The organism is Streptomyces sp. NPDC002088, assembly GCF_040296605.1.
In the GTDB taxonomy this organism is placed as follows: Bacteria; Actinomycetota; Actinomycetes; order Streptomycetales; family Streptomycetaceae; genus Streptomyces.
In genome coordinates, this window is record NZ_JBEOXO010000003.1 from 257,413 (window position 1) to 278,683 (window position 21,271).

A 21,271-nucleotide genomic window follows, 5' to 3' on the forward strand; every position below is an offset into this window, starting at 1 on the left:
GCCGCATGAGCGACGAGCTGTACATCCCGCGGGGCGCCACCGCCGACGCGCACTACGCGCTCGACATCGATCCCAAGCGGGCCGGCTGGACCCACAGCAGCCTGCGGATCGTCGAACTGGCGCCTGGCGGTACGCATATGTTCACCACTGGGGACAGTGAGTGGATCGTGCTTCCGCTGGAAGGCGGATGTACCGTGCGAACAGAGGGGAAAGAGTTCCAACTCCTGGGCAGGGAAAGCGTGTTCGGCGGAGTCACCGACTTCGCCTACGTGCCCCGCGACGTCCAGGCACAGATCGCCTCCGGCGTGGGAGGCCGCTTCGCCCTGGCAGGAGCGAAGTGCGAGCGACGACTCCCCGCCCGCTACGGCCCCGCGCCGGAGGTTCCCGTCGAGCAGCGCGGCAGCGGCACCTGCGCCCGCCAGGTGCGCAACTTCGCCTCCGCCGATGCCTTCGACTGCGACAAGCTCATCGCCGTCGAGGTCGTCACGCCCGGCGGCAACTGGTCCTCGTACCCGCCGCACAAGCACGACGAGCACCGGCCCGGCGAGGAGTCGGAGCTGGAGGAGATCTACTACTTCGAGATCGACGGCCCGAACGGGTTCGGCTATCAACGCGTATTCCCCTCACGCGAGGGCGGATCCGACGTCCTCGCGGAGGTCCGCTCCGGCGACGCCGTCCTCGTCCCCGACGGATGGCACGGCCCGTCCATCGCCCAGCCCGGCCACGCCATGTACTACCTCAACGTCATGGCGGGTCCGGGCGGGACGCGGGAGTGGCGGATCTGCTTCCATCCGGACCACGTAGAAAGCACAGGGGGTTACCGATGACCTCGACGACCTCGACGACGAGGCTCACGGTCGCGCAGGCGCTCGTCCGCTTCCTGTCCGCCCAGTACACGGAGCGGGACGGCACACGGCAGCGGCTGATCGGAGCGACCTGGGGCATCTTCGGTCACGGCAACGTCGCCGGGCTCGGTCAGGCGCTCGTCGAGTACGCCGAGGAGATGCCGTACCACCAGGGCCGCAACGAGCAGTCCATGGTGCACGCGGCGGTCGGCTACGCCCGCCAGTCGAACCGCCTGTCCACGCACGCCGTGACGACCTCCATCGGCCCGGGCGCGACGAACCTCGTCACCGGCGCCGCGCTGGCCACCATCAACCACCTGCCGGTGCTGCTCCTGCCCGGCGACATCTTCGCCACCCGCGCCGCCGACCCGGTCCTCCAGCAGCTGGAGGTGCCGTACGCGGGCGACGTGTCGGTCAACGACTGTCTGCGCCCGGTGTCGAAGTACTTCGACCGGATCACCCGCCCCGAGGCGCTGATCCCGGCCGCCCTCCAGGCGATGCGCGTCCTCACCGACCCCGTGGAGACGGGCGCCGTCACGCTCGCCCTGCCGCAGGACGTGCAGGCCGAGGCGTACGACTGGCCGGAGGAGTTCTTCGCCGAGCGCACCTGGGTGGTCCGCCGCCCGGGCGTCGACCCCACCGAGCACGCCGAGGCGGTCCGGGCGATCCGCGCCGCCCGGCGGCCGCTGCTGATCGCGGGCGGCGGTGTCCACCACAGCCGCGCCGAGGAGGCCCTCGCGGAGTTCGCCGCGGCCACCCGCATCCCGGTCGCCTCCACCCAGGCCGGCAAGGGCTCCCTGCGCTACGACCACCCGCAGGACGTCGGCGGCATCGGCCACACCGGCACCGCGACCGCCGACGAACTGGCCCGCACGGCCGACCTGGTGATCGGCGTGGGGACGCGGTACACCGACTTCACCACCGCCTCCCACACCCTCTTCACGGGCGACGGCGTGCGCTTCCTCAACCTCAACATCGCCGCCTACGACGGCCACAAGCTCGGCGGCCTGCCCCTGATCGCGGACGCCCGCAGGGGCCTCGAGGAGCTGACCGAGGCCCTGGTCATGCACGACCACAAGGTCGCGGACGCGTACACCACCGAGTACTCCGAGGACAAGGAGCGCTGGGAGCAGCGCGTCGACGCCTGCTACGAGGCCGACGAGCCGGACATACGGCCGACGCAGCCGCAGGTGCTGGGCGCCCTCGACGCGCTCGTCGACGAGACCGACGTGATCATCAACGCGGCCGGCTCCCTCCCCGGTGACCTGCACAAACTGTGGCGGGCCCGCTCGCGCGACCAGTACCACCTGGAGTACGGCTACTCCTGCATGGGCTACGAGATCCCGGCCGCGATCGGCGTGAAGCTCGCGGCGCCGGACCGCCAGGTCTGGGCGCTGGTCGGCGACGGCACGTACCTGATGATGCCGACGGAGATCGTCACCGCCGTGCAGGAGGGCATCGCGATCAAGATGCTGCTCGTGCAGAACCACGGCTACGCGTCCATCGGCGGCCTGTCGGAATCGGTCGGCGGCGAGCGGTTCGGAACGGCCTACCGCTACCGGTCCGACGACGGTACGTACACGGGGGCGCCGCTGCCCGTCGACCTCGCCGCCAACGCGGCCAGCCTCGGTATGCGCGTGCTGCGCGCGAAGACGGTCCGCGAACTGCGCGAAGCCCTCGCACGGGCGCGGGCCGCCGACACTCCCACATGTGTCTACGTGGAGACCGAAACCGCAGACACAGTGTCGGGCCCGCCTCCGGCGCAGGCCTGGTGGGATGTACCTGTGGCCGAGACCGCGACCCGATCGTCGGCGGTCAAGGCTCGTGAGCTGTACGAACGGCACGTCTCCACCCGACGCCGCCATCTGTGAAGGAGCAACTGGGCATGACGAAGATCGTCAACCACTGGATCGGCGGCAAGACCGTCGAAGGCGCGTCGGGTACGTTCGGGCCGGTCACCGACCCGGCGACCGGCGCGGTCACCACGAAGGTCGCGTTCGCGACGGTCGACGAGGTGGACGCCGCGGTGGCCGCCGCGAAGGACGCCTACGCGACCTGGGGCACCTCGTCGCTGGCCAAGCGGACCGCGATCCTCTTCAAGTTCCGCGCCCTGCTGGACGCGCACCGCGACGAGATCGCCGAACTGATCACCGCCGAGCACGGCAAGGTCCACTCGGACGCGCTGGGTGAGGTCGCGCGCGGCCTGGAGATCGTCGAGCTGGCGTGCGGGATCACCGTGCAGCTGAAGGGCGAGCTGTCGACCGAGGTGGCCTCCCGGGTCGACGTGTCCTCGATCCGGCAGCCACTGGGCGTCGTCGCGGGCATCACGCCGTTCAACTTCCCGGCGATGGTCCCGATGTGGATGTTCCCGATCGCCATCGCGTGCGGCAACACCTTCGTGCTGAAGCCGTCCGAGAAGGACCCGTCGGCCTCCCTGAAGATCGCCGAGCTGCTCGCCGAGGCGGGCCTGCCGGACGGCGTCTTCAACGTCGTGCACGGCGACAAGGTGGCCGTCGACCGTCTCCTGGAGCACCCGGACGTCAAGGCCGTCTCCTTCGTCGGCTCGACCCCGATCGCCCGCTACATCCACACCACGGCCTCCGCGAACGGCAAGCGCGTCCAGGCCCTGGGCGGCGCCAAGAACCACATGCTGGTCCTCCCGGACGCCGACCTGGACGCGGCCGCGGACGCCGCCGTGTCGGCCGCCTACGGCTCCGCCGGCGAGCGCTGCATGGCCATCTCCGCGGTCGTCGCGGTCGGTTCGGTCGGCGACGAGCTGGTGGAGAAGATCCGCGAGCGCGCCGAGAAGATCAAGATCGGCCCCGGCAACGACCCGACCTCCGAGATGGGCCCGCTCATCACGAAGGCGCACCGCGACAAGGTGGCCTCGTACGTCGAAGGCGCGGCGGCCGAGGGCGCCGAGGTCGTGCTCGACGGCACCGGCTACACCGTCGACGGCTTCGAGGACGGCCACTGGGTCGGCATCTCGCTGCTCGACAAGGTGCCGACCAGCGCGAAGGCGTACCAGGACGAGATCTTCGGCCCGGTGCTGTGCGTGCTGCGCGTCGACACCTACGAGGAGGGCGTGGCGCTGATCAACAGCTCGCCCTTCGGCAACGGCACCGCGATCTTCACCCGGGACGGCGGCGCCGCCCGCCGCTTCCAGCTGGAGATCGAGGCGGGCATGGTCGGCGTGAACGTGCCGATCCCGGTGCCGGTGGGCTACCACTCCTTCGGCGGCTGGAAGGACTCGCTCTTCGGCGACCACCACATCTACGGCAACGACGGCACGCACTTCTACACCCGCGGCAAGGTCGTCACCACGCGCTGGCCGGACCCGTCCGAGGCCCCGGCGGGCGTCGACCTGGGCTTCCCGCGCAACCACTGAGTCGTAGCCGTACGGCCCGCGGTGCCCCGTCTCCCGGTGCCGGGAGGGCGGGGCGCCGTCGTGTCCGGGCTCAGCCCTGCTGCTCGTTGGCCTTCTTGATCTCCTCGGTGACGTCACCGACCTGAGCGGCCGGCGGCGCCTTGACCGCGGCCGTGGCGCCGAACTTCTCGAAGTCCATGGTGACCGTCGCCTTCCCGAACTTCTGCGTCATGCGCACCGGCAGGTCCTTGTCGCCGACCCAGACATCCATGGTGATCGAGTCGCCGCCGCCGGTCATGGAGCCGAAGAGGTTGTTCTCGTCGCCGTAGGCCTCCTTGAACTTCCCCATGTGCGCCTGGTCGACCACGGCCTTGTAGTGGGTCGTGCTCTGCCCGTCGACGGTCTCCTTGCCGAGGTCGTCGACGTCGTTGGCGTACTTGAGGCCCTTCATGGACGCCGACGGGCTGCCCCCGGCGCTGCCGCTGAGCGCCTGCGCGCCCTGCTCACCGAAGATCGCCGACGAGTCGATCTTCATCCACTCCTTGCCCTTGAGCGGGCCGGAGGACTGCGGGTCGATGTCGTAGTAGTAGGCGCCGTCCACGAACAGCGTGCGGACCGTCGGGGAGGTCGTCAGCTGCTGCATCTGGGCGGCCTCGGTGTCCATCTCGACGTCGAACGCGTATCCGTCGCCCCAGGAGTACGTGCCATCCATCGTGACCGGGGTGCCCGTGCCCATGTCGGTGGACATCTTCACCTCGGCCGAGCCGAGCTGCTCGGTGCGGTCGGTCGCCCGGGAGAGCGCCGCCATGATCTTGTCGGTGTTGTCGGCGACGCCGTCGGCCGCCTTCTTGGCCGTCTGCCCCGCGCCGCACGCGGAGGTCGCCACCAGCGCGGCGGCCGTGAACCCCACCCAGGCCGCCGTGTACCTCAGCTTCATCTGTCCCCACCCGTTGCTGTGATTTGACTGTGCCGTGGACTCTAGTGGGACGCACTGACATTCACACGTCCGTATTTGCGGTGCGGAGACGGGATCGGGACGTTTCGCCGTCCGGATTCCGGACGTCTTCACGTTTTTTTGACGCGGGCGCTGCGATTCTCGTACGGGCCGCGGGCGGGGAAGGGTCCGGCTGAAGTGACGTATTCGCGATCATCGGCGACTTCGATCTACGAATTCCGTAGGCAAACACCTATTGACGCACCGGTTTTCGTCGGGGTTCGATGCGGCGTCGGGAGCGGACGAAGCAAAGTACGACCCAAGCCGCCGGAGGCGATAGCGCTCCCGCCCGTAGCACCTCGCACGAGTCGATCGGAACCGCCGCATGACCGACACGCTCCGCCCTGTCGCCACCGCCGTCGAAGAGGCCCCGGACAGCAGTCCCGGGAAGCTGAAGCGTTCCATCGGAGTCGTCGGCGGCACGCTGCTCACGCTCTCCTGCGTGACGCCGGCCTCCACGCTCTTCGTGGTCGTCCCCGACCTGTTCGGCTCGCTCGGCACCGCCACCGCCCTCACCATCGCCATTGGCTCCCTCCTCTGTATCGCCGTGGCGTTCTGCTACTCGGAACTGGGCACCCTCATCCCCAGCGCGGGCGGCGAGTACGCCATGGTGTCGACGCTGGCCGGACGCCTCGCGGGCTGGCTGGTCTTCGTGCTGTCCCTGCTGGTCGTCATGATCGTCCCGCCGGTGATCGCGATGGGCACGGCCGACTACCTCGCGCCGATCGTGCACCTCGACCCGTCCCTGGCGGGCGCGGGCGTGATGCTGCTCGCCACCCTCGCCGGCCTGCTCGACCTGCGCGCCAACGCCTGGATCACCGGCATCTTCCTGGTCCTGGAGGTCATCGCGGCGGCCGTCGTGGCGGTCCTGGGCTTCGCCCACGGCCACCGCGGCGCCGGCAGCCTGGTGTCGATGCAGGTGGCCGGCGCGGACGGTCACACGGACACCGTGACGGCCATGCTGGTCGTCTCCGGGCTCGCCATCGCCCTCTTCGTCACCCAGGGCTTCTCGACCGCCGTCTATCTCTCCGAGGAGCTGGAGAACCCGCGCCGCAACGTCGCCCGCACGGTCCTGGCCACCCTCGCCATCTCCACCGTGATCATCCTGGTCCCGGTCGTCGCCATCACCTTCGGCGCCTCCGACCTCACCGAGCTGACCGGCGGCGACATCAGCTCCATGGTCACCGCCTGGTCCAACTCCGCCGTCGGCACCTTCGTCAGCCTCTGCGTGGCCCTCGCGATCATCAACGCGGGCATCGTCATGGTCATCCAGAACTCCCGCGTCCTGTTCGCCTCGGCCCGCGACAAGGCCTGGCCCGAGCCGGTCAACAACGTCTTCTCCAAGCTCGGCCGGTTCGGCTCCCCCTGGGTCGCCACGCTCGCGGTCGGCGTCCCCGGAGCGCTGCTCTGCTTCGTCAACCTGGACACCCTGTACGGCGTAACGGGCGTCTCCGTCACCGGCATGTACCTGCTCGTCGCGGTCGCCGCCCTGCTTGCCCGCCGCGGCTCGCACCGGCACACGCACGCGTGGCGCATGCCGCTGTGGCCCGCGATGCCCGTGCTGCTGATCGCGGTCCTCGCCTACATCCTCACCCAGCAGGAGACGAGTTACCTGCTGTGGACCGGCGGCATCACGGCCGTCGCCACCCTCTACTGGGCCCTCTACCTGCGCCCGCGCCGCGACACCCGCTGGCTGGTGTCGATCCCGGAGGACGCGCAGGCCTGAGCCGTCGCACGGGGCTCAGTGCCTTCGGGCCGCTACGGCGTACCGCGGCTGCGGTACGAGACCCCGGGCCCGTACGCCCGGGGGAGGGGCGGGCGTTCCGCCCAAGGGCTGCTTCGGATGTCGGTGGCGGCCCGTACGGTTGACGCATGGATCTTCGACTGCCCGCACTGCGTGGGCTACGGAAGCCGCGGCGGCTGCTGGCCGCCGCGGCCGCCGTCGTCGTGCTCGCCGGTGCCGGGACATGGACGGCCGTCGCCTCCGACGACGCGGCCCCGGTGCGCCGCGCCGACCGGGTCATGGCCGTCGACGGGGTGCGCCTCGATACCTCGTACTTCACCTCCGCCGCCGCCGGCCGCCGCCCGGCCGTCCTGCTGACGCACGGCTTCGGCGGCAGCAAGGACGACGTACGGCAGCAGGCGGAGGACCTGGCGCGGGACGGGTACGCGGTGTTGACCTGGTCGGCGCGCGGCTTCGGGAAGTCGACGGGCAAGATCGGGCTGAACGCCCCCGAGGGCGAGGTCGCCGACGTCTCCAAGCTGATCGACTGGCTGGCGAAGCAGCCCCAGGTCCGGCTCGACAAGGCCGGCGACCCGCGCGTGGGCGTCGCGGGCGGCTCCTACGGCGGCGCGGTCTCGCTGCTGGCCGCCGGGTACGACGACCGGGTGGACGCCATCGCCCCGGCGATCACGTACTGGAACCTCGCCGACGCCCTGTTCCCGAACGGTGTGTTCAAGAAGCTGTGGACCGGCATCTTCTACAGCAGCAGCGGCGGCTGCGCCAAGTTCGAGGCCACGCTGTGCCGGATGTACGAGCGGGTGGCCGAGTCCGGGACCCCTGACACCGCGGCCCGCGAGATGCTCGAGGAGCGCTCCCCGTCCGCCGTCGCCGACCGCATCAAGGTGCCCACCCTCCTGGTGCAGGGTCAGACCGACTCCCTCTTCCCGCTCGGGCAGGCCGACGCGGCCGCGAAGGCGATCCGCGCCAACGGCGCCCCCGTCGACGTCGACTGGATCGCGGGCGGGCACGACGGCGGAGACATGGAGAGCAGCCGCGTCCAGGCACGCGTGACGGCGTGGTTCGACCGCTACCTCAAGGACGACAAGGGCACGGACACCGGCCCCGCCTTCCGCGTCACCCGCACCGGAGGCGTCGACTCCACCGACGGCGCCGCCCAGTTGCGGGGCGCGAGTGGGGACACCTACCCCGGCCTGGAGAGCGGCGAGCGGTCGATCGCGCTGACCGGACGCGAGCAGCGCTTCGACAACCCCGCGGGCGCGAGCCCGCCCGCCGTCTCCGCCCTGCCCGGACTCGGCACCGGCGGCGGGCTCGCCCAGCTGTCGGCCCTGGGCGTCGGGGTGTCGCTCGACTTCCCCGGCCAGTACGCCTCGTTCGAGTCGGCACCGGTGACCGACGACCTCACCATCACCGGAACCCCGACCGCGACCGTCCACGTGACGTCGACCAGCGACGACGCCGTGCTGTTCGCCAAGGTCTACGACGTCGGCCCGGGCGGCACCCAGCAGGTGCTGCCCTCCCAGCTCGTGACACCGGTCCGCGTCGAGGGCGCCAGGTCCGGCAAGGACGTGACCCTCACGCTCCCGGCGATCGACCACCAGGTCCAGAAGGGCCACCGGCTCCGCCTGGTCCTCGCCTCGACCGACCTCGGCTACGCCTCCCCGGCGGCCCCGGCGACGTACACCGTCTCCCTGAAGGGAGACCTGAAGGTACCGACCGCCCCCGCCCTGACGACCGCGGCCGCCGCGCTGCCGGCCTGGGTGTGGTGGCTGCCCCTGGGCGGCGTGGCCATCGCGCTCGCCCTGCTGCTGACGGCGCGCAGGCGCACCGCCACCCCCGCCCCCGACCCCGGAGCGGCCGACGTCCCCCTCCAGATCACCGACCTGAGCAAGCGGTACGCGAAGTCGAGCGACCGGTACGCGGTCAAGGACCTGTCCTTCCGCGTGGAGAAGGGCCAGGTACTGGGCCTGCTGGGGCCGAACGGCGCGGGCAAGACGACGACCCTGCGCATGCTGATGGGCCTGATCCGGCCGGACGGCGGCGAGATCCGCGTCTTCGGCCACGCGATCCGGCCGGGCGCGCCGGTGCTGTCCCGGGTCGGCGCCTTCGTGGAGGGCGCGGGCTTCCTGCCGCACCTGTCCGGCCGCGAGAACCTCGAGCTGTACTGGCGGGCCACGGGCCGTCCGGCCGAGGACGCGCACCTCGACGAGGCCCTGGAGATCGCGGGCCTGGGCGACGCGCTCGCCCGCGCGGTGCGCACCTACTCCCAGGGCATGCGCCAGCGCCTCGCCATCGCCCAGGCCATGCTCGGCCTGCCCGACCTGCTCATCCTCGACGAACCCACCAACGGCCTCGACCCGCCCCAGATCCGCGAGATGCGCGAGGTGATGATCCGCTATGCGGCGGCCGGCCGGACAGTGATCGTCTCCAGCCACCTCCTGGCGGAGGTCGAGCAGTCCTGCACCCACCTCGTCGTGATGGACCGGGGCCGGCTGGTCCAGGCCGGTCCGGTGAAGGAGATCGTCGGCTCCGGCGACACCCTCCTGGTCGGCACCGTCGTGCCCGTGGAGGAGCCGGTCGTCGAGAAGGTGGCCGCGCTGCCGGGCGTCGCCTCGGCGGTGCGTACCGAGGAGGGGCTCCTCGTCCGCCTGGACGCCGGCGGCAGCGCACCGCGCCTGGTCGCCGAACTCGTCCGGCTCGACATCCCGGTGGAGTCCGTCGGCCCCCACCGCCGCCTGGAAGACGCCTTCCTCACCCTGATCGGAGGTACGGCATGAGCACGCTCGCCGAGCACCCGGAGCCCGTCGAGACCGCCTCCGGCTACCAGGCCGGCCGCACCCTGCCCCTGAGGGTCGAACTGGTCCGCCAGCTGAAGCGGCGCCGCACGCTGGTCATGGGCGGGATCCTCGCCGTCCTGCCGTTCGTCCTGGTCGTCGCCTTCGCCATCGGCGGCGAGCCGGGCGGCCGCAACAACCAGGTCACCCTGATGGACACGGCCACCGCGTCCGGCGCCAACTTCGCCGCGGTGAACCTGTTCGTCTCCGCGGGCTTCCTCCTGGTGATCCCGGTGGCCTTGTTCTGCGGGGACACGGTGGCCTCGGAGGCGAGCTGGGCCTCCCTGCGCTATCTGCTCGCGGCGCCCGTGCCCCGGGCCCGGCTGCTGTGGTCCAAGCTGGTCGTGGGGCTCGGCCTCAGCCTGGCCGCGATGGTGCTGCTGCCGGTCGTGGCGCTCGCCGTCGGTACGGCGGCCTACGGCTGGGGCCCGCTGGAGATACCCACCGGCGGCGAGCTCGCCTCCGGCACCGCCGCCACGCGCCTCCTGGTGGTCGTGGCGTACGTCTTCGTGTCCCAACTGGTCACCGCGGGGCTGGCGTTCTGGCTGTCGACCAAGACGGACGCCCCGCTGGGCGCGGTCGGCGGCGCGGTCGGCCTGACCATCGTCGGCAACGTCCTGGACGCCGTCACCGCCCTCGGCCACTGGCGCGACTTCCTGCCCGCGCACTGGCAGTTCGCCTGGGCCGACGTCGTACAGCCGCACCCCGAGTGGTCCGGCATGATCCAGGGCACGGCGGTTTCCCTCACGTACGCCGTGGTGCTGTTCGCCCTGGCCTTTCGCGGGTTCGCCCGCAAGGACGTGGTGTCGTAGCGGTCCAACCGGGTGAATTCCCGAAACCAATCCTGCGACGACTGGTTGATGAAGCAGCGAGGCACGCGATGAGGGGCGAAGGCGTGGTGGCGCGAGGCAGACGGGCGACTCGCGTTCCGTGTTCTCCCCTGCGTCTGTTCCTCGCTCAAGGCTGAACCCGGCGGTCGGCAGCAAGAGCAAAAGCGACTGACCGCCCAACGCACCAGCCTCCCGGCTGCGTCATGGCCGGCCTTGGACGTCGATCTCCGTTCCGAGGCCGGCTTTCCCAGTTCTTCAAGCAGGAAGATGACCACATTGCGACAGACCCTGAGCAGGGGAGTGTTCGCGGCGGCCGCCGCCACGGGCATTCTGTCCCTGTCCTGCGGCTCCGCCCTTGCCGACACACACGCGGCAGGAGCCACCAAGGATTCCCCCGGTGTGCTGTCCGGGAACACCGTGCAGGTGCCGGTCCACGTGCCGGTGAACCTGTGCGGCAACACCGTCAACGGGATCGCGGCGCTCAACAGCGCGTTCGGCAACTCCTGCAGCAACACCTCGGACAAGACGGAGGGCTACGGCGACTCCGACTACGGCACCGTCGACGACACGCCCGCGTCGTCGGGCGGGAGCCGGACGCCTTCGCCCACCGACGACTGCGAGACCCCTGCGCCCACCAGCAGTCCCACCCCGCCGCCCACGCGCAGTGAGACGCCGCGGCCGACACCTCCGCCCACGCGGAGCAGCCAGACGCCGCCTCCGGCCGACGAGGAGCAGCCGCCCCAGCTGGCCGAGACCGGCAGCAAGACCCTGCTGGCGACGTCGGCCGCCAGTGCCGCACTGATCATGGGCGGGGTGATGATGTACCGCCGTGGCCGCACCGCCTCCCAGCGGTAGTCGCTCCGGCCGAGCACGGCACACGGGTGGGCCGCTGACGAATCGCTCTGCGTCAGCGGCCCACCCGTGTACGGCTCCGTGTCAGCGGCGTGCCGGCGCCGGCGACCAGTCTCGGCTGCTGCCTCCCGGTACCGGGATCGTCCCGCCCGTCGGGGTCTTCTTGAGCCGGCGGCGTACGCCTCGGACGAGTGTCGCCGCCGTGAAGGGCGCGCCCTGGACGAAGCGCATGGCCGGCCCGAAGCCGGAGGCGGTCACCAGGCCCGCGAGGAACAGGCCGGGCTGGGAGGACTCGAATTCACGCCCGACCGCGGGGGAGCCGTCAGTCAGGGCCGCCAGCGTCCCGCGAAGCTCGTCGGAGAGCAGTCCGAGCCGGTCGCAGCGTGCCCGGAACCCCGTGGCGGCGATGACGTGTTCGGTCTCCAGAGTGCGCAGGGTGCCCTGGCGGCTCATCATGTCCAGCCGTACACCGCCCGGCACCGCGGAGGCCGCGGTCACCTCGTGGCCCGGCAGTAGTTCCACCGCCCCCTCCACTCGGTCCCGCACCCACCACGCGCCCGCCGGACCCAGCGCCGTGGCCGCGATGCGTGCCCGCTTCGGCTCCGACAGGTGCCGGAAGAGGTCGGGGCGCTCGGCGTAGAACCAGTTCCGCCAGCCGGGGCCGAGGCCGCTGTGCGGGGAGCGGACCGACTGCCACCAGGGGCGCTCCAAGGCCGGCGGCATGTCGTTCCACCGCAGCTGGTCGGCCCGCGCCAGCACCCGTACGCGGGTGCCCTGTTCGGTGAGCAGCGCCGCGGTCTCCAGGGCCGCCTGGCCGCCGCCGATCACCGTGACGTCCTTGCCGCGGAAGCGGTCGAGGTCGCTGTGGTGGCTGCTGTGCGTCACCAGCGCGGGGTGCAGTCCGCGCAGGGCCGGCGGTACCTCGACGAACGGCATCACACCGACCGCCAGCGCCACCGTCCGCGCGCGCAGCATCTCCCCGTCCTCGGTGATCACGGCGAAGCCGCCGGGGCCGTGCGCCACCCGGGTCACCATGCGCTCGTCCACCTCGGGCACGGCATGGCGCGCGAACCACAGGCCGTACGACGCGAACGCCTCGACCGGGATCGGCTCCGCGTGACGTGCCGTCATGCCGTGCTCGGCGCAGTACACGTCCAGACGCCAACGCCCGGCCGGGTCCGACAGGTTGGACGCCCACGGCTCCGACTTCAGGAACATGCCACGGGGCATGTGGTCCCGCCAGGACGCCATGGGGCGGCCGAACACGCGCAGGTTCAACCCGGCGGCCGCGGCGTGGGACGCGATCGACAGGCCGTACGGGCCTGCACCCACCACCAGAAGGTCGTACATCATCAACTGCTCGCTTTCTCGTCGTCGGTAAGGGCGGGCGAGGTCGCCCGGGGAATCAGGAGTGGCGTCGGTGCCGCGGGCGTCGGGCCCAGCCGCTCCCGCAGCCGGCGGGACACATGGCGGCACCACAGGGCCCACATCGCCCATCCGGGAGTGCGGTCGTCCCGGGCGTACCAGGCCAGTTCGCGCCCGCCCGGCGCCGGACGCAGCGCGGCGAGCGGCGCGTAGTTCTCCACCACGAACGTCCGTCCGGCCATCGGGGCCCCGTCCGGCAGTGGACGGCCCGTCAGGTCCAGGTGCAGGGCGCGTACGACGTCCAGCCCGGCGCTGTCCGCGAAGAGCCGGAACTGGGCGCCGGGGCGCGGGTTGAAGTCGAGGAGGTGGTAGTGGCCCGTCGCGCCGCAGCGGCGGAAGTCGAGGTCGAAGACCCCGCGGTAGCCCAGCTCGTCGGTGAGGCGCTCGGCCAGCGCCTGCACCTGCGGGTTGGGCGTCCAGCAGCCCACCGCGGTCAGCCCCGCGCCACGTGGCCAGGCCAGCTGTTTGCGGCCCGGCCCGCCCGCGCGCACGGTGCCCGAGTGGTCGGCGTAGCCGTGGAAGAACCAGTCCCGGTCCGGTCCCGGCGGCAGGTAGGCCTGCAGCAGCAGCGTGCTGCCCGCCTCTTCGGTGCGCAGGTACAGCTCCCGGGCCTGCTGCTCGGTGCGCACCAGCACCGTGCTGCGCAGTCCGCTGCCGGCAGGCAACAGCCAGGGCCGGCTCCACTTCGCCACGATCGGCAGCCCGAGCCGCCGCGCGGCGTCGGTGACCCCCGCCGGGCTGTCCGGGACCAGCGTCACCGGGTGCGGGACCCCCGCGGACGCGCACACGGCGGCCAGTTCCGCCTTGTCGGCGACGCGTTCGGCCAGCGAGCGGGGCATCGCCGGCAAGAGGTAGGAGGGTGCGAGATCGTCCCGCATCCGTGCCGCGGTGATCGCGCTCGCGTCGTCCATCGGGACCAGGACGGCGGGACGCCCGATCCGGTCGGCCACGCGGCGCAGCACGACGAGGATGTCGTCCGGGGATGCGTCCGGGAGCGGCGGGGGGTGCATTCGCCGTACGTAACGCGATCTGTGGACGGGACTTCCCGTCGAATCGGCGACGACATGCACCTCCACTCCCGCCCTGCCGAGCGAACGTACGGCCCCCAGCGTTCCGTGGTGAAAGGGATTCCGGTCGATCCGCAGCAGTACGGCGGGGACTCGGGTGTCGAGCTGCGACACGAATTCTCCGTTCTTTTCGGATCGGCTCACCCGCACGGGCGAGCGCTGTACTCGAAAGCCGCAACGGCGGTGGCGCCATTGAATTTCCTGTGCCTGAATTCATATGACAATGCGTCAATAGTGAGAATTGAGACAGAAGTCCGGACGAGAGCGAAGAGAAGAAAGGTGCAGGCATGGCGCCAGAGCACAAGCGGGCCCGGATCCGCCGGCTGGCCGTGGGCACGGCGGCGGTCGTCGCGTCCGCCGCCCTGGCCTCCGGTCCCGCAGCGGGGGTGGAAGTGGAGGCAGCCCCGGATCCTCCCCCGCCGCCGCCCCGGACAGCACCCACGGTGACCGCCCCGGCCGCCCGTCCCGCACCCACGGCCAAGCCCCCGGTCGTCACGCCTGCGGCGACCACCCCGGTGCCGGCCGAGCGGGCTCCGGCCTTCGGCGCCTTCCTCAGCTCCGACGCCAGTGGCGTGGCCCGCATGGCGCTGCTCAGCCGTTGGCTGGGCGGCGCCGAACTCCGCGTCGGCCACACCTATCTGCCTGGCGAACGCTGGCGCGACATCGAGGGCGCCCCCGGCTTCCTCGACGCGTGGGCACACTGGCGCAACGAGAAGGCCGACCGGATGCTCGTCCTCAACGTCCCCATGCAGGAGCGCAACGAGGAGGGCGTCTCCGACGGCGACGTCGGGCAGCTGTTGCGGCAGGGTGCGGCAGGGGAGTTCGATCACCACTTCCGGGCCCTCGCCGAGCGCCTGGTTCAGCTGAAGGTGCCGGACACGATCCTCGTACTCGGCTGGGAGATGAACGGCACCACGTACACCCACCGTTGCGGGCCGGACCCGCGGGCCTGGAAGGCGTACTGGAACAGGATCGTCACCACCATGCGTTCGGTGCCGGGCCAGAAGTTCCGGTTCGATTTCACGCCGAGCCGCGGCCTGGACAACATTCCCTGGACGCAGTGCTATCCGGGCGACGACACGGTCGACATCATCGGCATGGATTCCTACGACCAGCCGGCCGGATTGTCGTTCGACCAGCAGTTGAGAGAGCCCTACGGCCTTCAGGCGCACCTGGAATTCGCGAGAGCCCACGGAAAACCCATCTCCTACCCCGAATGGGGACTCTTCCGCAACGGCGACAATGCCGAGTACATGCGGCGGATGCTCGCCTGGATCGACGAGCACAGGCCGCTCTACAACACGCTGACCGACTACTGCCCGCACGGTGTGTGGCAGTGCGACGCCAACCCGAGGTCGTCCCGGGTCTACCGGTCCGTCCTCTCCGGCCGCACCGACGAGGCGACCCCGACTCCCACCCCGGCTCCCACCCCGACGCCGAAGCCGACCGCACCCACCGCACCGCCGACCCCGGCGGACTGCTCGACGCTGGACCTGGGCAGCTGGGTGGAGCACTGGCTCGGCGGGAAGCTCTGCGTCCGCCTCGACTGGTGGTAGCGCTCCCGCCGACGCATCCACCGACCCGGCCGGTGGCGGCCGCATCGCCTCAGGATCCGCCGCCGACGCGCCGCGCCCGCCGGCCGTCGTCACCGCTTTCCCCGCTTTCCCTGCGCATCGGCGGCGGCGGCCGGGCCGGGCACCGAGGCGGCGGGGGCGGGGTCGTCGTCCTGACGAGTCCCCCTCGGCCGCGCCAGCAGGGCCAGGCCGCACAGCAGGCCGCCCGCGCTCGCGCCCACCAGGCCGGTCACCGCCGACGACGCGGACGTCGGCTCGGTCGGCTTGACCGCCTTCGAGAACTGCACGAGTTGCACATGGGTGCTGCCCTGGGCGCCGTTCGCCTGCCGGGTCAGCGCGTGGGAGACGGCGTTGGCCATGGTCGAGGCGAGACCCGGGCGTGAGGAGGTGGCCGACACGGCGACCATCGGAGCGTCCGGTGAGGTCGCCGCCTGCACGCTCCGTTGCAGCGTGCGCACCGGTACGCCCGCCCGCTTCTGCGCGTCCGCCAGCACCGCGAGCTGCGTGGCGACCCGGCCGTACGCCTGCGCGAAACCGAGGGCCGAGTTCGACTCGGTCGTCCCGGCCGGTACGGCGACGACGTAACTGGTGGCCGTGTACGTCGGAGGTGTCAGCATGCCGTACGCGCCGCCGAACAGCCCGCCGACGAGGGTGCCGGCCGCGAGCACGGACCACGACGGCAGCCTCCCGACACGGGCCAGGAACTGGCGGTGCTGACTGGTCGGAGTGTTGGTCATGACGGGCTTGCTCCCAGAGGTGAGAGGGACGACGACGAGCTGGAGACCGCTGCCGCATACACGCCCATGAGCCGTGCTGCGCTGCGGGTGATGCTGTAGCGGTGCGCGCCCTCCGGGGCCGTGCGCGGCTGGGGGCCCGCCGCCCGGACCTCGGCGATCGCGCGGGCGTACGCCTCGGGGCCGCCGCTCACGCGCCGGGCGCCGGCGACGGCCGACGGCGGCAGGTCCTCGATCGCCGGACAGGAGGCGTAGAGCACGGGCAGTCCGCAGGCCAGCGCCTCCACGGCCGCCAGGCCGAAGGCCTCCTCCGTGGACGGGGACGCGAGCAGGTCCATCGCGGAGGTGAGCGAGGGCAGGTCGGGGCCGGGGGAGCCGTCGGCGACGTAGGGGCGTTCGCCGGTGAACAGGACCCGCTCGGCCACGCCGGCCTCGTGTGCCGTGCGGCGCAGCACGTGCTCCTCGGGTCCGCTGCCCACCAGCATCAGCCAGTGGTCGTCCGGGAGCCGGGTGAGCGCGTGGACGAGGACGTCGAACCGCTTGCCCCGGGCGAGCCGGCCGACCCCGCCGACGACGTACGCGCCCTCCGGCAGGCCGAGGCGCCGGCGGGTGCGCTCGCGCCGCTCCTGGTCGAAGCGGAAGCGGTCCACGTCGATGCCGTTGGGGACGACCTCGATGCGGGGTGCGGGTACGCCCCAGCGCTTCAGGCGGTCGGCCACCGTCGGGGAGACGGCGACCGTTGCCGAGCCGAGGCGCTCGCTGGCGAGGTACAGCGCCCGCACCCCTGCCGTCAGCTTGCGGCCCTCCATCTGCGAGTCGCCCAGGGAGTGTTCGGTGGCGACGACCGCCCGGACCCCGGCGGCGCGGGCGGCGGGACGGCCGTAGACACAGGCCCGGTACAGGTGCGTGTGCACCAGGTCGTAGCGGCCGGCACGGATCACCCGGACCAGGCGCGGGAGCGCGGCCAGGTCGCGGTTGCCGCCCATGCCCAGATGCACGACGCGGACGCCGTCGGCGGCAAGCCCCTCGGCGACCGCACCGGGGTTGGTGAGCGTCACGACGTCGCAGTCGACGGGCAGGTGGCGCAGCAGCAGCCGCAGCTGCTGCTCGGCCCCGCCGACGCCGAGGCCGGTGATGATGTGCAGAGCCCTCATGTCACAGGCCCTCCACCGGGCGCCGGCGCAGCCGGTGCAGACGGTGCTTGAGGTGCAGGCGCCAGGCCGTGTCGTTCTGGCCGACGTGCACGCGGGGCAGGGCGTGTGGACCGGTCAGCGGGCCGGGATCGATGGCGCAGGCGTAGGCGTATCCCGCTTCCCGTACGGCCTCGACGGCGCGGGCGTCGACCGTGCCGTACGGGTAGCAGAAGCCGTCGACCCGGGCGCCGGTCAAGTCCGCGAGCAACGCGTGGCTTTCGGCGACCTCGGCCTTGAGGGTGAGGTCGTCCGCCCGGGTGAGGTCGACGTGGGTCAGTCCGTGCGAGCCGATCTCCACGCCCTCGGCTGCCGCGTGCCGGATGCCGTCCGCGGTCAGCAGCGGCTTGCGCGGGCCGAGCGGGTCCCAGGCGTTGTCGCCGCCCAGCCGACCGGGCAGGACGAAGAGGGTGGCGCCGCAGCCCCAACGGCGCAGCACCGGCAGGGCGCCGGTGACGAAGTCGGCGTACCCGTCGTCGAAGGTGAGCCCGACCAGCTCCCGCCCCCCGCCGCGGGCGCGGGCGGCGAGCAACTCGGCCATGGACACACCCCGCAGCCCGCGCCGACGCAGCCACGCCAGTTGCCGGCCGAGCCGCTCGGGCGTGACCGTGATGCGGTACGGGTCGTCCGAGCAGTCGCCCACCGAGTGGTACATCACCACGAACGGGACCGGGCCCGGGCGCGGGGCGGGGAGTCTGCCGGTGTCGACGGAATCAACGGAAGCGGCCATGTGTGAGCCTTCGTGTGACGGTGCGTACGGAGCGCAGTGCGGATGCGTTGCTCTGGGCGCCAAGGACCCAGGTGATCGGGACGTAGACGGCGATCACGGTCAGGCAGCCGGCCGCGAGGCCCGCCACCGGGGACTCCGGCCGGTTCGCGACGAACGCCCCGGCGATGGTGGCGATGATCGCCGCGCGCACCGGCCTGCTCAGCTCGGCCAGTACCTGCCGGACGCGGATCGAGACGCTGGGGAGACTGTTGCGCCGGGTCGTCCGCAGGCCGGCGAGCATCAGGCCGGCCGTGACGGTGATGCCGATGGCGTTGGCGGCGGCGATCCCCGCCACGCCCCAGACGTTCACGGTTGCGGCGCCGATCCAGGACGTCACGGCGATGCCCGCGGCCATCGCGCCGACGGGATACCAACGGGGCCGGCCGGCCGAGAAGTACGTGCGGGTCAGGACGCCCACCAGGGTCTGGCCCAGCAGCCCGACGGCGTACACGCGCATGACGTCGGCCGTGGCCGCGGTGTCGCTCGCGGTGAAGGCACCTCGCTGGAAGAGCAGTTCGGTCATCTGCGGGGCACAGGCGATCACCGCGCACGTGCCCAGCAGCACCAGACAGGAGGTCATCACCAGATCCCGCTCCACTCGGCTGCGGGCCCGTTCGGTGTCGCCGTCGGCGAGCGCCCGCGCCACCACCGGGAAGGTGACGGTGATCACCATCAGCGACAGCGTCATCGGGATCTGGGCGACCTTCTGCGCGTAGTTCAGGTGCGAGATGGCCCCGGCGGGCAGGGTGGAGGCGAGGAAGCGTTCGACGAGGACCTGCGACTGACGGCACAGGGCGAACAGGAGTACGGCAGCGACCAGGGCGAGTTGCACCGGCCGCTCCTCGACGGCGGCCCCGGTCCCGCCGGGCGGCCGCTTGCGTGACGTCAGTTGCCGCCACAGCGAGGGAAGTTGCACCGCCACCATCAGACAGCCGCCCGCCGCGACCCCGAGCGCCGCGGAGCGCACGCCCCAGCGTTCGCCGAGCAGGAACATCGCGGCGACGATGGCGGCGTTGTAGGCCACGTAGATCGCCGCGGGCGCGAGAAAGCGGCGGTGTGCCCGCAGGGCGGCGCTGCAGTACCCGGCGAGCCCGAAGGCCAGTACGGCGATCGCCGTGAGCCGGGTGCAGTCGGCGGCGAGCCGGGGATCGGGCAGGCCCGGCGCCAGGGCCCTGACCAGGTAGGGAGCCACGCCGGCCACCAGCGCGGCGACAGCCGCGAAGGCGAGGCACAGCCGGGGCAGGGTGGCGACGACCAGGGCGCGGACCGGGTCGCCCGGGACGCCCCGGGCGCGGCGGGCCAGCGCCATGCTGAACGCCGGGATCAGCACCAGCGCCAGCCCGTCCTCGATGAGCAGCGTGGCGGCGAACTCCGGCACGGTCCACGCGACCAGGAAGGCGTCCGTGTCGCTCCCGGCACCGAACAGCCGAGCCAGCGCCTGGTCGCGCACCAGGCCGAGCAGGGAACCGACGATGGACAGCGACGCCGTGAGGAGCGTGGCCCTGGCGAGGAATTTCCGGGAGGCCGAGGCCGGGTCGGCGCCGTCCCCGGCCAGGGTGGCGGCACGCGCCGTGGGTACGGTCGCCGCGCCGTGGGTCCCGGATCGGGGGGTGTGCGAAGGCTCGGATCCGGGGGTGCGCGAAGGCTTGGATCCGGGGATGTGCGAAGGCCTCACCGTCATCGCGCCACGGCCTCCTCGACGCGCTCGCGTACCCCACCCCGCGGCACGACCTCCGCCCGCTCGTCGCCGGCCAGCGCCCACCAGGCCACGAGCCCCAGGGCCATGGCGGTCAGCACGGTCGAGGGGCCGCCGATGTCTCCGTACACGAAGTCGGTCAGCAGCCAGACCAGCAGTCCGCAGGCGACGAGCGCGCAGTCGAGGCCCGGTCCGCGGTCGCGGACGCGCAGCAGCCCCCGCAGCCCGCACACCAGCAGCGCCAGCCAGCTCCCGGCGAGCGCCAGCAGCCCGATCAGGCCCTGCTCGCTCAGCACCAGCAGGTACATGTTGTGCGGCGACAGCAGCGGCTGCCTCCGGTAGGACACTCCCGCGCCCGCGATCTCGGCGCCCGACGACAGCGCCAGGGTGGCGTGCCCGTCCCGGTGCTCGGGAAAGCCCTTCAGCCCGACACCGGTCAGCGGGTGCTGGCGCCACATGCCGGTGGCGGACGCCCACAGGGTGTACCGGTCGACGACGGCCTGGTCGGGGGCGTCGGTGACCTGCGCGATGCTGTCGATCCGCTGCTGCAGGAGCACCGTGCCGACCCCGAACCCGCCCACCAGGATCACGCTCGCGGCGACGGCGGCCGCGACCACCTTCAGCGCGCGCAGCGGCCCGGACAGCACCAGCTGCACGGCGCACGTCACGACGGTCGCGATCCAGGCGCCCCGGCTGAAGGAGACCGCCAGCGGCAGCAGCAGCGCCAGAGCGCACCCGGCGGCGATGGCCCGCTGCCGTACGGACGCCCGGCCCAGCGCCATCCCGACCGCGCACACCAGGCCCAGCGAGACCGCCGCCGCCATGCCCATCACGTCCTGCGCCCCGAAGGTGCCGACCGCCCGGATGTTCGCGCCCTGGTAGGAGGCGCCGGTCCGGGTGGCGTACTGGTGCACGCCGATGGCGCCCTGCCACAGCGCGAGTCCCACGACCGACCAGGCCAGCAGCCGGAAGTCGGCCCGGCCGCGGATCAGCAGCAGCACGGCCGTGGGGACGAGCACGAAGATCTGCAGATAACGGCCGAGGCCGGTGAGCCCGGCCTCCGGCGAGGACGCCTCCATGGCGGCGAGCGCGAGCCCCACGACCGGCAGGCCCAGCACGATGGCCGTCGCGGGCGACAGCGGGCGCCGCCGTTCCCGCAGGAGGCGGATCACGCAGTACCCCACCATCAGCCCGGAGACCACGTCGGCGGGTCCCGCGCCGCCCGGCGTCAGCGGCAGCGTCAGCAAGGCGACCACGGCCACCGCGGGCAGGACCGGCGCCGCCGCGGCGGCCCGGCCCGGGAGCGGTGTGAGGGCGTGGCGCGGGAGCGCTGTGAGGGCGTGGCTCACGTCC

The 21,271-nt window shown here is 72.2% G+C and carries 16 protein-coding genes; 8 read left to right on the forward strand and 8 right to left on the reverse strand.

What is annotated here, in order from left to right; genetic code table 11:
* Positions 1 to 5: 5 nt before the first annotated feature.
* From iolB to mmsA, 3 genes are read left to right on the forward strand one after another with little or no spacing between them, the layout of a single operon-like run.
* Positions 6 to 827, forward strand: a complete 822-nt coding sequence (gene iolB, locus ABT114_RS08520; protein WP_351139995.1) for a 5-deoxy-glucuronate isomerase — start codon at positions 6 to 8, stop codon at positions 825 to 827.
* A complete protein-coding gene (gene iolD / locus ABT114_RS08525) occupies positions 824 to 2,716 on the forward strand; it encodes a 3D-(3,5/4)-trihydroxycyclohexane-1,2-dione acylhydrolase (decyclizing) (RefSeq protein WP_351139997.1) in 1,893 nt (630 codons plus the stop codon). Before iolB ends, iolD begins: the two co-directional genes overlap by 4 nt.
* A 14-nt stretch (positions 2,717 to 2,730) precedes the next feature.
* A complete protein-coding gene (gene mmsA, locus ABT114_RS08530) occupies positions 2,731 to 4,233 on the forward strand; it encodes a CoA-acylating methylmalonate-semialdehyde dehydrogenase (RefSeq protein WP_351139999.1) in 1,503 nt (500 codons plus the stop codon).
* 70 nt (positions 4,234 to 4,303) lie between these two features.
* Here mmsA and ABT114_RS08535 read toward each other — a convergent pair whose 3' ends face one another.
* Complete coding sequence (locus tag ABT114_RS08535) at positions 4,304 to 5,149, reverse strand: SCO4651 family lipoprotein (protein WP_351140001.1); 846 nt, start codon at positions 5,147 to 5,149, stop codon at positions 4,304 to 4,306.
* 382 nt (positions 5,150 to 5,531) lie between these two features.
* On the opposite strand from ABT114_RS08535, the gene ABT114_RS08540 reads away from it, so the two are divergent.
* The 4 genes from ABT114_RS08540 to ABT114_RS08555 all read left to right on the forward strand — a co-directional run bounded on the left by ABT114_RS08540 (position 5,532) and on the right by ABT114_RS08555 (position 11,466).
* Complete coding sequence (locus ABT114_RS08540; protein ID WP_351140003.1) at positions 5,532 to 6,932, forward strand: APC family permease; 1,401 nt, start codon at positions 5,532 to 5,534, stop codon at positions 6,930 to 6,932.
* A gap of 146 nt (positions 6,933 to 7,078) precedes the next feature.
* Positions 7,079 to 9,724 (forward strand): CocE/NonD family hydrolase, encoded by a 2,646-nt coding sequence (locus tag ABT114_RS08545; RefSeq protein WP_351140005.1) that lies wholly within the window; start codon positions 7,079 to 7,081, stop codon positions 9,722 to 9,724.
* Complete coding sequence (locus tag ABT114_RS08550) at positions 9,721 to 10,593, forward strand: ABC transporter permease (RefSeq protein WP_351140008.1); 873 nt, start codon at positions 9,721 to 9,723, stop codon at positions 10,591 to 10,593. The genes ABT114_RS08545 and ABT114_RS08550 overlap by 4 nt, the downstream gene beginning before the upstream one ends.
* Before the next feature lie 285 nt (positions 10,594 to 10,878).
* Complete coding sequence (locus ABT114_RS08555) at positions 10,879 to 11,466, forward strand: chaplin (protein WP_351140010.1); 588 nt, start codon at positions 10,879 to 10,881, stop codon at positions 11,464 to 11,466.
* An 81-nt stretch (positions 11,467 to 11,547) separates the two neighbouring features.
* On the opposite strand, the gene ABT114_RS08560 is transcribed toward ABT114_RS08555, so the two are convergent.
* Together ABT114_RS08560 and ABT114_RS08565 are read right to left on the reverse strand one after the other, a co-directional pair.
* On the reverse strand, positions 11,548 to 12,813 hold the full coding sequence (locus ABT114_RS08560) for an NAD(P)-binding domain-containing protein (RefSeq protein ID WP_351140542.1): 1,266 nt from the start codon (positions 12,811 to 12,813) through the stop codon (positions 11,548 to 11,550).
* A 2-nt stretch (positions 12,814 to 12,815) separates the two neighbouring features.
* Positions 12,816 to 14,069: a carboxylate--amine ligase gene (locus ABT114_RS08565; RefSeq protein WP_351140012.1), complete on the reverse strand. Its 1,254-nt coding sequence runs from the start codon at positions 14,067 to 14,069 to the stop codon at positions 12,816 to 12,818.
* A 173-nt stretch (positions 14,070 to 14,242) separates the two neighbouring features.
* On the opposite strand from ABT114_RS08565, the gene ABT114_RS08570 reads away from it, so the two are divergent.
* Positions 14,243 to 15,511: a glycoside hydrolase family 26 protein gene (locus ABT114_RS08570; protein WP_351140014.1), complete on the forward strand. Its 1,269-nt coding sequence runs from the start codon at positions 14,243 to 14,245 to the stop codon at positions 15,509 to 15,511.
* 89 nt (positions 15,512 to 15,600) lie between these two features.
* On the opposite strand, the gene ABT114_RS08575 is transcribed toward ABT114_RS08570, so the two are convergent.
* Genes ABT114_RS08575 through ABT114_RS08595 form a run of 5 tightly spaced genes read right to left on the reverse strand, consistent with a single transcriptional unit; the run spans position 15,601 to position 21,267 of the window.
* Positions 15,601 to 16,266 (reverse strand): YveK family protein, encoded by a 666-nt coding sequence (locus tag ABT114_RS08575; protein WP_351140016.1) that lies wholly within the window; start codon positions 16,264 to 16,266, stop codon positions 15,601 to 15,603.
* The gene (locus ABT114_RS08580; RefSeq protein ID WP_351140018.1) at positions 16,263 to 17,417 is read right to left on the reverse strand and encodes a glycosyltransferase; all 1,155 of its coding nucleotides are present in this window, start codon (positions 17,415 to 17,417) and stop codon (positions 16,263 to 16,265) included. Before ABT114_RS08580 ends, ABT114_RS08575 begins: the two co-directional genes overlap by 4 nt.
* Position 17,418: 1 nt before the next feature.
* Entirely contained in the window at positions 17,419 to 18,183 is a 765-nt protein-coding gene (locus ABT114_RS08585; RefSeq protein ID WP_351140020.1) for a polysaccharide deacetylase family protein, read from the reverse strand.
* The gene (locus ABT114_RS08590) at positions 18,167 to 19,903 is read right to left on the reverse strand and encodes a lipid II flippase MurJ (protein WP_351140022.1); all 1,737 of its coding nucleotides are present in this window, start codon (positions 19,901 to 19,903) and stop codon (positions 18,167 to 18,169) included. Before ABT114_RS08590 ends, ABT114_RS08585 begins: the two co-directional genes overlap by 17 nt.
* Entirely contained in the window at positions 19,900 to 21,267 is a 1,368-nt protein-coding gene (locus tag ABT114_RS08595; protein ID WP_351140024.1) for an O-antigen ligase family protein, read from the reverse strand. The genes ABT114_RS08590 and ABT114_RS08595 overlap by 4 nt, the downstream gene beginning before the upstream one ends.
* Positions 21,268 to 21,271 lie beyond the last annotated feature (4 nt).

Excerpts from the sequence above, each read along its gene's own strand:
- iolB (WP_351139995.1), top strand. The coding sequence starts at position 6 with ATGAGCGACGAGCTGTACATCCCGCGGGGCGCCACCGCCGACGCGCAC.
- iolD (WP_351139997.1), top strand. The coding sequence starts at position 824 with ATGACCTCGACGACCTCGACGACGAGGCTCACGGTCGCGCAGGCGCTC.
- mmsA (WP_351139999.1), top strand. The coding sequence starts at position 2,731 with ATGACGAAGATCGTCAACCACTGGATCGGCGGCAAGACCGTCGAAGGC.
- ABT114_RS08535 (WP_351140001.1), bottom strand. The coding sequence starts at position 5,149 with ATGAAGCTGAGGTACACGGCGGCCTGGGTGGGGTTCACGGCCGCCGCG.
- ABT114_RS08540 (WP_351140003.1), top strand. The coding sequence starts at position 5,532 with ATGACCGACACGCTCCGCCCTGTCGCCACCGCCGTCGAAGAGGCCCCG.
- ABT114_RS08545 (WP_351140005.1), top strand. The coding sequence starts at position 7,079 with ATGGATCTTCGACTGCCCGCACTGCGTGGGCTACGGAAGCCGCGGCGG.
- ABT114_RS08550 (WP_351140008.1), top strand. The coding sequence starts at position 9,721 with ATGAGCACGCTCGCCGAGCACCCGGAGCCCGTCGAGACCGCCTCCGGC.
- ABT114_RS08555 (WP_351140010.1), top strand. The coding sequence starts at position 10,879 with ATGACCACATTGCGACAGACCCTGAGCAGGGGAGTGTTCGCGGCGGCC.
- ABT114_RS08560 (WP_351140542.1), bottom strand. The coding sequence starts at position 12,813 with ATGTACGACCTTCTGGTGGTGGGTGCAGGCCCGTACGGCCTGTCGATC.
- ABT114_RS08570 (WP_351140014.1), top strand. The coding sequence starts at position 14,243 with ATGGCGCCAGAGCACAAGCGGGCCCGGATCCGCCGGCTGGCCGTGGGC.
- ABT114_RS08575 (WP_351140016.1), bottom strand. The coding sequence starts at position 16,266 with ATGACCAACACTCCGACCAGTCAGCACCGCCAGTTCCTGGCCCGTGTC.
- ABT114_RS08580 (WP_351140018.1), bottom strand. The coding sequence starts at position 17,417 with ATGAGGGCTCTGCACATCATCACCGGCCTCGGCGTCGGCGGGGCCGAG.
- ABT114_RS08585 (WP_351140020.1), bottom strand. The coding sequence starts at position 18,183 with ATGGCCGCTTCCGTTGATTCCGTCGACACCGGCAGACTCCCCGCCCCG.
- ABT114_RS08590 (WP_351140022.1), bottom strand. The coding sequence starts at position 19,903 with ATGACGGTGAGGCCTTCGCACATCCCCGGATCCAAGCCTTCGCGCACC.